Genomic DNA, 13,517 nt, shown 5'->3' with positions numbered 1-13,517 from the left:
CCCTATAGTTGTTCTAATGTATGCACCCCAATGATGGTTTTGGGGTGCATACCATTCAAACGTCAATTGTTAACGTTAAAATACTATCGCTTGCCCTCTTCCGCTTTGCTCAGACGCCGCATCTAATTTGCCATCATTATTGATAATCACATGCATATCACCAAAGTGACGCTCATCCACTGTATAACCCATTTTTATTAGCTGTTGCTTTACTGAGGACTCCAAACCCGAGTGCGCTCTAATCACATTTTTAGGCCATAACTGATGGTGAAAACGCGGGCTATTTACTACTTCATTTGCACTCATATTAAATTCAATCGCATTGAGTATTGATTGATACACTGAACTAATAATTGTGGTGCCGCCAGGCGACCCTGTTACCATTTTCACCTTGTTATTACTGAGTAAAATGGTTGGAGTCATAGAGCTTAACATACGTTTATGTGGCTGAATTTCATTCGCTTTTCCGCCAATGGCGCCAAATACATTCATAACCCCGGGTTTAGCGCTAAAGTCATCCATTTCATCATTTAAAATGAAGCCTGCGCCTTCTACGACTACGCCACTACCGAACCCTAAATTGATGGTGGTGGTATTAGCAACAGCATTCCCCATGTTATCAATAATAGAAAAGTGAGTGGTTTGTTCGCTTTCTTTTAAACCCGGTTTAATATTTTCAGTGGTAGAAATGGCCTTTAAATCTATACTATTGCTGCGGTTTTTAAGATAGTTTTCTGCAAGTAACTTAGCTTTAGGCACTTGGTAAAAATCAGGGTCGCCTAAGTATTCTGCCCTATCAGCAAACACTCGCTTACCTATTTCAGCAAGCAAGTGCACATACCCTACTGAATTATGTGATGGTGCAGCTATGGGCTTTTTAAGCTCATACATTTTAAGCCATTGTAATATAGCAATACCGCCGGAGCTTGGTGGCGGTGAAGTAAGCACTTGATAGCCGTTCCAGTTAGCTTTTATAGGAGTACGAGACTTTGCGCGGTAATTTTTTAAATCGTCTTGAGTAATAATACCGCCATGTTGCTTCATAAAGTTTGCGATGATCGTTGCAGTTTCACCTTGATAAAAGCCATCTTGGCCATTATCGCGAATGCGTTTGAGTGTCGCGGCAAGCTCAGGTTGTTTAAAAAGCTTACCTGATGTAGCGCTTGCAAAATAACTGGCAAAATTTACTTTAATGTTTTTATTGTTTAGGTGCTCTATGTAGCCCTTAATTAACTGAGCCAACTTTTCGGGCACCACGAAACCTTGCTCAGCTAATGTAACCGCAGGTTGTACTAAGGTTTTCCAAGGAAGTGTGCCATGCTTTTTATGTGCTAGCCACATACCAGCAACACTCCCAGGTACGCCACTGGCGTGAATACCATAAATAGATTTATTAGCAATAACTTGCCCTTGCGCGTCTAAATACATATCACGATGTGCGGCGTTCGGTGCAGTTTCACGGTAATCTATAAAATCACCTTGCCCATCCTTATGAATAAGCATAAACCCACCGCCGCCAATATTACCCGCCTCAGGGAGCGTAACGGATAACACAAATTGAGCAGCAATAGCGGCATCAACCGCGTTCCCCCCCTGTTCTAACACAGCTTTTGCAGCATGTGCACTAAAAGTGTCTGGCATGGCAACGGCACTCTGTTTAGCCACTACATTAAAAACACATAACTGTATTACCACAATACTACTGATAATTAGCTTACGTGGTGAAAAAAGTGATCCCATCCCATATCCTTAGGTTATTTTTATACATTGATGGCAAACATTAATGCATAGTAACAAACATCAGGTCAATATTTAGATGCTACATTTTTGAGGCTTAGGAAGTTTTAGCTCAACTGCAGGGCTTTGAATAAAGCGCAGCAGTTAAGTTTGAGCCATCATCAGTATGAATATAATAGTGCTGTAGCTGCATACCGAGCTTTTTCATGATGTTAATTGAGCCAACGTTGGCGGTCAGCGCTGTGGCACTGATTACCTTTACTTGCGACTGTTTTTCAATCGTTGAGCAAATCGCTTGTGCCGCCTCAATTGCATAACCCTTACCCCAACTCGCTCGTTTAAACCGCCAGCCTACTTCAATATCACTAAAGTCAGGCGTATCTGAAAAAAAGCCCATCGGCCGAACAAGCACCCAGCCAATAAAAGTATTACTTTCACGCAGAGTTACTTGCCATAGCCCCCAACCTTGTTGCTCATTGCGATAAGCGAGCATTCTTGGAATGGCTTTCGTTTTTATCTCTTCAAGAGTGGTAGGTTTACCTTGAGTTAAATACTGCATAACTGCTGGGTCTTGATCGAGCTCATATAATTGCTGCCAATCATTTTCGTCCATTAATTTAAAACTTAATCGTGTTGTTACAGCTATGTTCATTTTCATTGTTGTATAGTTACCTCTGAAATATATTTTTCACTAAAGGAGATAGTCAATGAAGAAATTAGCAGGTTTAGCATTATTAGGCACTTTAATTACACTAACAGGGTGTGAAGATGCCAACGAAGTGAAACAAGACGCCAAACAAACGAGCGCTGAAGTTCAAGAAAAGCTAAACGAAACGTGGAACGACGTTAAAGAAAAAACCAATGAGCTTAAAAATGACGAGTCATTAAATGAGCTACTCGAAGAGAGTAAAGCGATGGGCTTAGACATGTACGATGACGGCAAAGAAGTAGCTGTTGATGCATGGATCAAAAGCAAAGAAGCGGCTGGCGAGCTAACTGAAAAAACTAAGCAAAAAGCACGTGAAATTGCGGCAGAAATTGAGCAAGCACGTGAAGAGCATAAAGAAGGTTAATTATTTTTAACCATAAAAAAAGGTAAGCCATGGCTTACCTTTTTTGTTTTATTTTTAGAGCAAGTTATAGATTATAGTTCAAAGTCTTTTTTGAATTTTAAACCAAACTCACTACGATCATTGCTGCGCATTACGCCAACAAAGCCAGTTTGCTGCAGGCGACCTACATCGTAAACTTCGTTTAATACGTTCTCACCATATAGCGTTACTTCCATATCGCCGTATGGATTAGTGTAAGAAATATTAAAACCAACTAGCTCACGCGAATCAATCGTTTCACTTTTATTGAAAACTGACTGACCTTGCATTTCGCTACGGTACGAGTAGTTTGCATTTAATGCAACAGTGCCACCATTGCTTAAATCAACAAAGTAAGATGGAGCAACCATCACTGTCCAACGAGGTGTCAGTGCTGGTGAGTCACCTTTACCAATACCTTGTACACCCTCAGCCACTTCTGTAATTTCAGAATCTAAGTAACCTACTGCAGTGCGAATAGTAAAGTCGTCGGTTAGTGCAATTGTGGTTTCAAGCTCAATACCTTGCGCTTTAGACTGGCCTGCATTTTCAACGATAGTTACAAAGCCACCGCCCGCGGTTGGATCTGAGAATGGCAATGCTAAATCAGTGTAGTCAGTAACAAACATTGCAAGCATCATAGATACATTTTCATGTACCTGGCCTTTTAAACCAATCTCGTAGTTAACTGCTTTGGTTTCATCAAACGATACAAACTGATCCGGACCACCAAATGGGCGCGGTGGAAAGCCACCTGTTTGGTAACCTTTTTGCACTTGACCGTAGACATTCATATTATTGCTAAGCTGGTATGAAGCATTAATGTCCCATGTTACTGCATTAAAGTCTGCACTAATGTCTTTACGTTCAGGGAAGGTTGGGAAAATAGCATTCGCATCTTTTTTATCTTCTGAGTAACGAAGACCACCGCCGATTGTTAAATCATCAGTTAAATCGTAACTACCGTTGATGTAAGCTGCGTATGAGTTTGTTTCTTGATTGATTTCAAAAAAGCCAAAACCACCAAATGACGGAGTAACACCATCATTCAATAGACCATTTGGCGTGTTAAATGGGCTAAATACAAAATCTTCTGAGCGAGTAAAACCATCTTCATTAAAGAAGTATAGACCCGATACAAAGTCCATTTTATCAAACGTTGCGTTTAGCTGAACTTCAAAAGAGTATTGATCTGCACCGCCTACTTCTGGGAACTCAGATAAGTTAAGTGGTGATGCATCATCATCTAAGCCACCTTCATACTCAGAAGTACGGTAGCTTGAAATAAACTTAGCTGTATACGTGTTATTAATGGCCCAGTCAGCTGTAAATGACGTGCCCCAACCAGAATATGAAGTTGACTCAATACCTGCAACCGTTGTGCCTAAATCATCAGGGTTTTGAGGAATTAAGTCTTCAGTTAATAATGGGAAATCGCCATTAAAGACATCATTTGAATCTAATGAATCTGTCAGTTCAATAGTATAAGGCGATTGACCTGACTCATTATCAACGCCATCTAGCGAGAAGGTAAACGCTAAATCACTGGTTGCTTCGTATTTAAGTGCGATACGACCACTAAACTCTTGCTCTTCACCAATTTCTTTTTCAGGGTTAGCTAAGTTTACTGCTGTACCTACCCCATTACGTTGTTTGTATGATGCACTTGCTGACATGCTTAGATCGTTAGTTAGTGCATTATTAAAGTAAATATCACCCGCAACTCGACCACGACTGCCCACTTTAGCGGTTGTTGTTAGAATACCTTCATCACCAGGTTGTTTAGTAATTACGTTTACTGCACCACCTAATGTGTTACGGCCATAAAGTGTGCCTTGTGGCCCACGTAGAACTTCAACTCGCTCTACATTAGGAAGTGATAAGTTAGACCCCATTTGGCGACCTAAGTAAACACCATCTAGGTAAACACCTACGCCTGGATCGGTTGTTATAATGTGATCTTGCAAACCAATACCACGAATAAACACTGATGCATGTGCTGCATTACCAACACCATAACGAGTAATGTTTAAGTTAGGAACGTATTTACCAATATCTTCTAAGTTACCCATATTGGCTTTATCAATAAGGTTAGCACCTATTGATGTAATCGCAGTTGGAGATTCGAACAAGCTCTCTGTACGTTTACGAGCTGTCACTTCAATTTTTTCAAACGCGTCTTGTTTGGCTGTCGTTTTAGCTTCTTGTGCATTTGCGGAAGTTGTTAGGGCTGCAATAACCGCTAAACTTAACTGTGAGAGGGTGCGTAATTTCAAGGTTTTCTCCAAAGAGTATTAATTTAATTATGCGTTATGCTGTGTAAACATAAATTGTAGGCATAAAAAAAGATGCTTTAGATGCATCTTTCCTCTGGGAGTGTATTGTATTACATAAAAGTTACAATATGTATATTTAACTTTAGTTTAAGCAAAAAAAAATTAATTTTTAACTTTTTAACCTAAACTAATTATCTAAACAATGACGCAGTTCTAATTTAAATTAAGACTTTAATACTAACCACCACCGATATTACTCATTAATCATACAGCTGGTTTATTGTAAAAAACACATTAAAGCTACTTGAAGTTATGACAATATCCAAAGACCCTTTATATTTAAATATTAAGCAAAACCATTTTTAGGTGAAAAGCATGACAAAAAAACAGACCACGCAATCAGCAAACATGCTTTTTAATAACACCCCCTACAATCCGTTATTTTTTACAACATTAAATAGCGACATATTGTTAGTCAGCTATTCAGCACTCAATACGCTTACAAATTACGAACTTCTGAGCCATTTTATACAAATCAATAATTATCAGGGATTGGTTATTTTTAATATTCCTAAAGATACTGATGTTATTTCACTAAAAGAATGGCCAAACTTAAAAGGTCTTTTTTATCAAGACACCAATGAAGAGCTATTCAACAGGGGGTTAGATGCAATTACACAAGGAGAATTGTGGTTTCCACGCACAATCAGTGATATTTGGATGCGCCAAATGCTCGATACAGAGCAAAAAAATGCTTTGCAAACAAGTAACCTAACCGATAAAGAAATTAAAGTGCTTAACCTACTCTTTAGTGGTCTTCATTCCAGTGCTATTGCTGATAGTTTATTTATAAGTGAAGCTACGGTTAGAGTACACTTACATAAAATTTATAAAAAAATAGCGGTCAAAAATAAACAGCAGGCAATTCGTTGGTGCCAAGATAACCTAAAAAATATAAATACGCGCTCATAACTAAAAAATAATTACTACTTAATGCGTACTGCAATAAACATAACCTCACCATAAATAACTCAAACAACCCAGTTGGTTACATTACCTTAGATAAAAAAATCCTTAATTTTCAATCACAGCCATGCGTTCTTGTTGCAAAAAAGTAGTGAAAAGTACTTAATTTATTAATTTTAATTAGAAAAAAGTTAATACTCATCTTATACTGCAGCGGGATACACATGAAATTAAATAGGATACACAATGAAAAAACTATCTGTAGCAGTAGCAATTTGTTGCGCACTTGCCACAAGTAACGCGAGTGCTGAAGTTCGTATTAATGGGTTTGCTTCTATTGTCGGTGGTAAGTCGCTCGATAGTGATCAAACGTTATATGGATATGATGATGATATTTCATTTAAAAATGAAAGCGTGTTTGCTCTTCAGCTAACCGCTGACCTGCAAGAGAAGCTATCCGCTACAGCGCAGATAGTGGCTCGCGGCGAAAATGATTTTGACGCCGACTTTGAATGGGCATACTTAACTTATGAGATATCTGACGAATTACAAATCAGTGCTGGTAAAATGCGTGCACCTTTTTATCGCTACTCTGACTTTTTAGATGTTGGCTATACCTACCGCTGGGTGCGCCCACCTCAGTCTGTATATAACTTACCGTTTTCAACCTATGAAGGCCTAAGCTTATTACATACAACTCAACTTGGTGATTGGGACTCTACTCTTCAGGTTATTTACGGCAGCTTCGATGATAACATTGCCGTAGTATCTGTTAACGGTGATACCGAGCTTAACGACATTGCAGGGTTAAACTGGACATTGAGTTACGATTGGTTCAGTGCTCGCGCTGCTTACTTTGTTGCTGAAACAAGTATTGAGATTGAAAATGATACGGCCGAAGGTATGGCGCTTAATGGCTTAGAACAAGCCCTTCGTAACTCAGGTTTTGTTGATCAAGCAAACAGTATTGCTATTGACGAAGACGATGGTGCATTTTTAGCACTTGGCTTTTCAATTGATTACAACAATATCTTGTTCGACGCTGAATACACACAGTTTGAAGTAGATAACAGTGCGCTCGCTAAGCAAACTCAATATTACACATCTTTAGGCTACCGTATGGACGACTGGCTTGTTCATTTAACCTATGAAAACAACGATGATGAGCATGATAGTAATCGTTATAATGCACTACCAAATGTACCGCCGTTAAATGCTGGGCTTAACCAAGTTTTGGAAGGCTCTAAAGCTAAGAGTAATGTATACACGATTGGTGCTCGTTATGACTTCCACCCAATGGCTGCCTTTAAAGTAGACTTTAGCCGCCTAAAAGATGATATCTCAAATACTGAAACTGACGTAGTTGCCGTTGGCGTTGATTTAGTATTTTAATTGGAGCGAATGATGAAGAAATTAATTTTAGCCAGTATGCTAACACTATGTAGTACTGCAGCATTTGCTGAAGTTGCAGTAATCGTTAACCCAGCGAATGCCAATGCAGTAAGCCAAGACGATATTAAAAAAATATACCTTGGCAAGAGCAAATCGTTTGCTGATGGCACCAAAGTAAACCCTGTTAACCAAAATGGTACTGCGGTAGCTGATGAATTTAACGACAAGCTTGTTGGTAAGTCAGGCAGCCAGTTAAATGCTTATTGGTCAAAGCTGGTTTTTACTGGTAAAGGCACACCTCCAGGTAAACTGGATAATGACCAAGCCGTGATTGATTTTGTAGCTGCTAATACAGATGCGATTGGCTATATTGATAGCGCTAAAGCAAGTGATAAAGTCAAAGTAGTAGGCAAGTATTAATCTGCTAAATTAAAAATAAAAAGCCCGCAATAAATACTTTATTGCGGGCTTTTTTATGCCTATTATTTACAACCTTAATAAAACATTAAAATATCGCCTTAACGACTACTCATCAATTTTAAACTTAGCAGTTGCATCTAATAAGTTATCTGAAAGGTAATGTAAGTTTTTAGCCACATCTCTTACGGCTTTGAGTGAGCTCATCGTATCTTCGAATGAAACATGCATATTAGATACGTTGTCTACAACCATTGCGGCTACTGAGGTTTGCTCTTCAGTTGCTGCTGCAATTTGCGAGTTCATACCATTAATTTCTAGTATTTGCTCGGCTATTTTTTCAATCGAAACACCGGTTTGCTCTGCTGCACTGGCATTATCGGTTGCCATATCTCTTGCAGAGGTCATAGCCGTCACAGATTCATTGGCTGCGACACTTAGGGTACTTAATAACTCACGAATTTCATTGGTTGACTGTGCAGTGCGTGATGCAAGCTCACGGACTTCATCAGCAACCACAGCAAAGCCTCGTCCATGTTCACCCGCGCGTGCAGCTTCTATTGCGGCATTTAGGGCTAATAAGTTTGTTTGCTCGGCAATGGATGTAATTACATTTAGTATTTGCGATACATTTTTAGTGTCATCGGCTAACTTATTAATGGTGTTGGCCGCTATATTAATTTCATCGCTTAGAGTGCGCGATGCGTTAACAGACATTTTTACTTGAGCACGGCTTTGATCTACTTCTTTTTCTGCTGTTTGCACGGCATTAGATGCGCTTGCTGCTGATTGTGAAATATCGCCAACACTTTGCTTCATCTCTTCCATAGACTGTTTAACAACATCGGCATCGGTAGTTTGCTTAGTGGTTGCTCGCTCAGCTCGCTCCATCCCCTGTACAAGACGGGTTGAGTTTTCCATTAACGGTTCACATACCGCGATGACTTCTAAAACGGTTTCTCTAAGCAAGCTAATGAATGCATTAAAGTTTATTGATACCTGACCTATTTCATCTTCAGAGTTAACGGCAAGCTTTGTACTTAATGACCCTTTACCACTTGCTAAAAGACTCAGGTTATTAGCGGCATCACTGGCTGATGAACCAATATTACGTGCAATCCAAATAGCCATAAGCAATAACAGTGTTAATGATACAACCGCAACAACCAGCATTAAGTTAAGTGCATCATCTGAGCGTGCTTTTGTATTAGCAACAAGCTGGAAGAAGCGATCATCTGCTTTTTGCTGCGCACTTTTAAAGCTAGTTAAAACAGCTTCATAAAGGCTTGTTTTAAGCTGAGCCTGTTGTTGTATTTTACTAAAATCAGCCGTGCCATTAACCATACCGTTGGCAATCGTTGCAGATATTTTCTCATAATTAGTCAGTCGCGTTTTTGTGTCGCTATTAATATAAGATGCATTAATTGTTTCTATTGCGTCTATATTCATGATGAGCTGCAGGTAAGTTTCACTCGCTTTTGTTACTAAATCTTGCTCGCCAAACGTTACAGCCTGAGTATATAACTCATCTAACTTTTCTAAAATGCTTACATTAGCCAAGGTTAATTTGGCAACTTTATAAGAAGATTTCTCCATTTCATCAAGTGATATGCGATTTTCGTTCATAGCAAAGTAATTAACCAAAACAATTACTAAAAATGCGATTATCGCTATAGATGTAATTGCATGTATTTTTTTAGTAATGCTGAGGTTTTTAAAAGAGAAACCTGAAGCCATATTAATTTACCCCGTTTAATTATCTATAGTTATTATCGGCTTAAGATACAAAAATGTTAACTTTATTTTTAACTTTTGATGCTTTTTATACATAAAGTTAAATATACAGTAGTATTCTTTCATAAACACTTACAATTGAAATATAGAGTGTTCTACTCAATGTTCAACATTAATCCAAAAAGAGTTGTTTAATATTTTAAATTTTAGGCACAAAAAAACCAGTAACATTGCTGTTACTGGTTTTTATATTTGGTGCGGATGGGGGGACTTGAACCCCCACGCCCGAAAGCACTACCCCCTCAAGGTAGCGTGTCTACCAATTCCACCACATCCGCATTTTTTAAGCTATCGCTTAGCGTTAAGTCTTAAAGCTAACTCGAGGAAAGAGAGCAACTTAACAATTTAAACTAATTAATTTGGTACGTCAGAGCTTTGCTCTTTAGTTGATGTTACTGGAACATCTTCTTCAACTGGTGTTACAGTTTCAACAGCTGGAGCCGCTTCTAAGTTTTCCCATTCGTCAGTCTTTTTGATTTGACCGGCAGTCAGGTTACCTAAAACAATACTTAACACAAAAAAGATAGTTGCCAGAGTTGTTGTCGTTTTCGTCATAAAGTTACCGGCTCCCGAAGAACCAAAAACAGTAGACGATGCGCCTGCACCAAATGATGAGCCCATGTCAGCACCTTTACCTTGCTGGATCAAAACCATACCAACAAGCGCTAAAGCTACAATTAAATACACTACTAATAAAATTTCGTACATCTTATACGGTCCCTTTTGCACTATTGCAGATAGCAGTAAATGATTCTGCTTTTAGACTTGCGCCACCAATTAGGCCGCCGTCTATATCTGTTTGTGCAAATAATAATTCGCTATTTTTTTCATTTACGCTACCACCATATAAGATGGTTAGCCCTTGTGCTAAATCGCTGTCTAGTGAAGCAATTTTGTCACGGATAAATTTGTGAACACTTTGCGCCTGTTCAGGCGATGCAGTCTTACCTGTGCCTATAGCCCAAACGGGCTCATATGCTATCACAGATTCTTTCAGTGCTGCTACACCTAATTTATTAATTACTGCGTCAATCTGCGCAGCAACTACCTGTTCTGTTTGACCGTTTTCTTGCTCTATTTCACTCTCTCCGACGCATAATATAGGTGTTAAACCTACTTGTTGGGCGCGAGCAAATTTTGCGGCTACGGTATCGTTGCTTTCTTTGTATATACTGCGGCGCTCTGAATGACCGACCAGTACATATTTTGCACCTAGCTGTTTTACCAACTGGGCATCTACTTCACCAGTAAAGGCACCTGGCGTATTCTCTGAAACTGTTTGTGTCCCAGTAGTTACACCACTTGCAATCATTGCTGATATCAGTGGAAACGGAGGAAATAAAACAATGTTTACTTCAGAAGATTTAACATTGTTAATAGCATCAGACAGTTGCTCAACGAGTTCTAATGAACCATTCATTTTCCAATTGCCTGCGACCATCGCCTTGCGTGTTGCCATTTTTCCACTCCACATTAGAAAGCGGGCGAGATATTAACTCGACTCGCCCAAAGTTACAAGAGGTTATTGTTCTCAATCAGTTTGTTTGCTCATAGATTCGACAACCGCTGCTATTTTCTGAGCGCTATCGATAACTATTTTTTCTTGTTCCGCTTCAACCATCACTCGTACAACAGGTTCAGTACCTGACTTACGAAGTAATACACGGCCTTTATCTGCTAAGCTTTGCTCTACTTCAGCCACAATAGCAAGCACTTCTGGTGCTTGGGTTGGATCGGTACCAGCAGTGTATCGCACATTAATCATTTTCATTGGGTACTTAGTAAATCCAGCGCCTAAATCTTGAAGTGTACGGTTTTGAGCCACCATAGCAGCAAGTACTTGTAAGCTTGAAATGATGCCATCGCCAGTGCTAATCAAATCTAGATTTAAAACATGACCTGAGCTTTCGCCGCCTATTTTCCAGCCTTTTTGCTGCAGTAGTTCCATCACATAACGGTCACCCACTTTGCTACGAGCAAAAGCAATATTTTTGGCTTTTAACGCATTTTCAAGACCCATATTCGACATTACAGTACCAACAACTCCGCCACCTAGGTTGTCATCTTGAGCGGCTTGGCAAGCAATAATGTAAACTAAATCATCACCATCAAATACGCGGCCATTATGATCAACCATCATCACCCGGTCGCCATCGCCATCATAAGCGATACCTACATCTGCTTTATGCTCAAGTACTTTTTGCTTTAGTGTATCTACGTGAGTTGCACCACATTCATGGTTAATATTAACCCCATTTGGCTCACACGCATGGGTGATCACCTCTGCACCAAGCTCTCGCATAACTGAAGGTGCTATGTGGTAGGTTGCACCGTTGGCGCAATCTAAAACTATTTTTAGCCCTTCAAGTGATAAGCCTTGTGGAAACTGACTTTTACAAAACTCTATATAACGGCCATCAGCGCTTGATAAGCGTGTTGCTTTACCTAGCTTATCAGAGGCTACACAGGTCATAGGTTCGTCAAGCATGGCTTCAATTTGCAGCTCTACAACATCATCTAGCTTTAGGCCTTGGCCATTAAAAAACTTAATGCCGTTATCGTAATAAGGGTTATGGGATGCGCTGATCACAATACCCGCTTCTGCGCGAAACGTTTGCGCTAAATAAGCAACGGCAGGCGTTGGCATAGGGCCAAGTAAAATAACATCAATGCCGGCAGCAATTAGACCAGACTCTAATGCAGTTTCAAGCATGTAACCAGAAATACGAGTATCTTTACCAATAATGACTTTTTTTGTGCCATGTTGTGATAATACACGCCCTGCAGCCCAACCTAGCTTCATTGCAAACTCAGGATTAATAGGCCCTTGACCTACTAAACCACGCACACCGTCTGTGCCAAAATATTTTCTTTCTTTCATTTAAAGTACTCCTTGTTTGCAGGCTTGATATACGCCAAGCACGTCTGCGGTTTCTTTAACATCATGCACACGGATAATATGCGCACCGTTTTGTGCAGCTATTAATGCGCCAGCTAAGCTGCCTGCTAATCTATCTTTTGTATCTCTGTTGAGTAAATTACCAATCATTGACTTACGTGATAACCCCGCAAGCAGCGGTAAGCCAAGCTGCGCATAGTCATTAAATTGAGCCAATATTTGATAATTGTGTTTAAGTGTTTTTCCAAATCCAAAACCTGGGTCTAATATTAACTGGCTTTGTTTTATACCAGCAGCTTCGCATGTGGCGATACGCTGGTTAAAAAAGTCATTTATCTCGCTTGCTAAATCATCATAGTGAGGGGCGTTTTGCATACTTCGCGGTTGTCCTTGCATATGCATTAAGCACACGACTACGTCAGGATACTGAGCAACCACCTCTATTGCACCAGGCTCTTGCAGTGCTCGCACATCATTAACAATATCGGCACCTGCTTCAATGGCTTGACGCATGACTTCAGCTTTACTGGTATCGATTGAAATAACGCAATCACTTTGCTCACGAATAGCATTAATAAGTGGGATAACGCGTTGTAGTTCATCTTCAAGGCTGACATCGGGAGCACCCGGGCGTGTAGATTCACCACCGATATCTAAAATAGTCGCTCCCTCATCAAGTAACTGCATCGCATGATTGAGTGCAGCTGTTGTATTAAAAAACTGGCCTCCATCTGAAAATGAATCAGGAGTAACGTTTACTATCCCCATAATAACGGGTTCGCTGAGTTCAAGCACTCGACCACGTGCAAGGTTAATTTTATTATTCATCGCTAACCCTAAAATATGTTTCTGCAGTGTAATACCAACTCGTTATGATACTTAACCATTTTAAGCGAGGAAAGTCGGACGGTAACAATGCACGGTTTTCCTATCCAAAGTAGCTAA

12 protein-coding genes and 1 tRNA gene are annotated in these 13,517 nt (G+C 39.8%); 4 read left to right on the top strand and 9 right to left on the bottom strand.

The annotated features are described in order from the left end of the window. Positions 1–75: 75 nt before the first annotated feature. The gene (gene ggt, locus PUND_RS06540; RefSeq protein ID WP_010388021.1) at positions 76–1,740 is read right to left on the bottom strand and encodes a gamma-glutamyltransferase; all 1,665 of its coding nucleotides are present in this window, start codon (positions 1,738–1,740) and stop codon (positions 76–78) included. A gap of 109 nt (positions 1,741–1,849) precedes the next feature. After that, complete coding sequence (locus PUND_RS06535; protein ID WP_010388019.1) at positions 1,850–2,395, bottom strand: GNAT family N-acetyltransferase; 546 nt, start codon at positions 2,393–2,395, stop codon at positions 1,850–1,852. Between the two features lie 49 nt (positions 2,396–2,444). On the opposite strand from PUND_RS06535, the gene PUND_RS06530 reads away from it, so the two are divergent. Further along, a complete protein-coding gene (locus PUND_RS06530) occupies positions 2,445–2,810 on the top strand; it encodes a hypothetical protein (RefSeq protein ID WP_010388018.1) in 366 nt (121 codons plus the stop codon). Between the two features lie 71 nt (positions 2,811–2,881). Here PUND_RS06530 and PUND_RS06525 read toward each other — a convergent pair whose 3' ends face one another. After that, entirely contained in the window at positions 2,882–5,104 is a 2,223-nt protein-coding gene (locus PUND_RS06525) for a TonB-dependent receptor (RefSeq protein WP_010388016.1), read from the bottom strand. A 375-nt stretch (positions 5,105–5,479) separates the two neighbouring features. Here PUND_RS06525 and PUND_RS06520 point away from each other — a divergent pair, with 375 nt between their 5' ends. The 3 genes from PUND_RS06520 (at position 5,480) to PUND_RS06510 (ending at position 7,882) form a co-directional block, all read left to right on the top strand. After that, entirely contained in the window at positions 5,480–6,076 is a 597-nt protein-coding gene (locus tag PUND_RS06520; RefSeq protein ID WP_010388014.1) for a LuxR C-terminal-related transcriptional regulator, read from the top strand. Between the two features lie 240 nt (positions 6,077–6,316). Then, positions 6,317–7,462: a porin gene (locus PUND_RS06515; protein ID WP_010388012.1), complete on the top strand. Its 1,146-nt coding sequence runs from the start codon at positions 6,317–6,319 to the stop codon at positions 7,460–7,462. Between the two features lie 12 nt (positions 7,463–7,474). Continuing rightward, positions 7,475–7,882: a type 2 periplasmic-binding domain-containing protein gene (locus PUND_RS06510; RefSeq protein ID WP_010388011.1), complete on the top strand. Its 408-nt coding sequence runs from the start codon at positions 7,475–7,477 to the stop codon at positions 7,880–7,882. 105 nt (positions 7,883–7,987) lie between these two features. Here PUND_RS06510 and PUND_RS06505 read toward each other — a convergent pair whose 3' ends face one another. From PUND_RS06505 to folP, 6 genes are all read right to left on the bottom strand, one after another. After that, positions 7,988–9,616 carry a methyl-accepting chemotaxis protein gene (locus PUND_RS06505; protein WP_010388010.1) on the bottom strand — a complete coding sequence of 543 codons (1,629 nt, stop codon included), beginning with the start codon at positions 9,614–9,616 and terminating at the stop codon, positions 7,988–7,990. A 250-nt stretch (positions 9,617–9,866) separates the two neighbouring features. Continuing rightward, positions 9,867–9,951: transfer RNA gene (locus PUND_RS06500), tRNA-Leu, on the bottom strand. A 76-nt stretch (positions 9,952–10,027) separates the two neighbouring features. Further along, positions 10,028–10,381 (bottom strand): preprotein translocase subunit SecG, encoded by a 354-nt coding sequence (gene secG, locus PUND_RS06495; RefSeq protein ID WP_010388009.1) that lies wholly within the window; start codon positions 10,379–10,381, stop codon positions 10,028–10,030. A 1-nt stretch (position 10,382) separates the two neighbouring features. Next, positions 10,383–11,132 (bottom strand): triose-phosphate isomerase, encoded by a 750-nt coding sequence (gene tpiA, locus PUND_RS06490; protein WP_010388008.1) that lies wholly within the window; start codon positions 11,130–11,132, stop codon positions 10,383–10,385. Positions 11,133–11,204: 72 nt separating this feature from the next. Next, entirely contained in the window at positions 11,205–12,554 is a 1,350-nt protein-coding gene (gene glmM, locus PUND_RS06485; RefSeq protein WP_010388007.1) for a phosphoglucosamine mutase, read from the bottom strand. Beyond that, positions 12,555–13,400, bottom strand: coding sequence for a dihydropteroate synthase (gene folP, locus PUND_RS06480; protein ID WP_010388006.1), 846 nt, complete (start codon positions 13,398–13,400; stop codon positions 12,555–12,557). Between the last annotated feature and the right edge of the window lie 117 nt (positions 13,401–13,517).

The sequence above is a fragment of the Pseudoalteromonas undina genome, from assembly GCF_000238275.3.
GTDB classification, from domain to species: Bacteria; Pseudomonadota; Gammaproteobacteria; order Enterobacterales; family Alteromonadaceae; genus Pseudoalteromonas; species Pseudoalteromonas undina.
This window is presented reverse-complemented; position numbering and strand designations above follow the sequence as displayed.

Excerpts from the sequence above, each read along its gene's own strand:
- ggt (WP_010388021.1), bottom strand. The coding sequence starts at position 1,740 with ATGGGATCACTTTTTTCACCACGTAAGCTAATTATCAGTAGTATTGTG.
- PUND_RS06535 (WP_010388019.1), bottom strand. The coding sequence starts at position 2,395 with ATGAAAATGAACATAGCTGTAACAACACGATTAAGTTTTAAATTAATG.
- PUND_RS06530 (WP_010388018.1), top strand. The coding sequence starts at position 2,445 with ATGAAGAAATTAGCAGGTTTAGCATTATTAGGCACTTTAATTACACTA.
- PUND_RS06520 (WP_010388014.1), top strand. The coding sequence starts at position 5,480 with ATGACAAAAAAACAGACCACGCAATCAGCAAACATGCTTTTTAATAAC.
- PUND_RS06515 (WP_010388012.1), top strand. The coding sequence starts at position 6,317 with ATGAAAAAACTATCTGTAGCAGTAGCAATTTGTTGCGCACTTGCCACA.
- PUND_RS06510 (WP_010388011.1), top strand. The coding sequence starts at position 7,475 with ATGAAGAAATTAATTTTAGCCAGTATGCTAACACTATGTAGTACTGCA.
- PUND_RS06505 (WP_010388010.1), bottom strand. The coding sequence starts at position 9,616 with ATGGCTTCAGGTTTCTCTTTTAAAAACCTCAGCATTACTAAAAAAATA.
- secG (WP_010388009.1), bottom strand. The coding sequence starts at position 10,381 with ATGTACGAAATTTTATTAGTAGTGTATTTAATTGTAGCTTTAGCGCTT.
- tpiA (WP_010388008.1), bottom strand. The coding sequence starts at position 11,132 with ATGGCAACACGCAAGGCGATGGTCGCAGGCAATTGGAAAATGAATGGT.
- glmM (WP_010388007.1), bottom strand. The coding sequence starts at position 12,554 with ATGAAAGAAAGAAAATATTTTGGCACAGACGGTGTGCGTGGTTTAGTA.
- folP (WP_010388006.1), bottom strand. The coding sequence starts at position 13,400 with ATGAATAATAAAATTAACCTTGCACGTGGTCGAGTGCTTGAACTCAGC.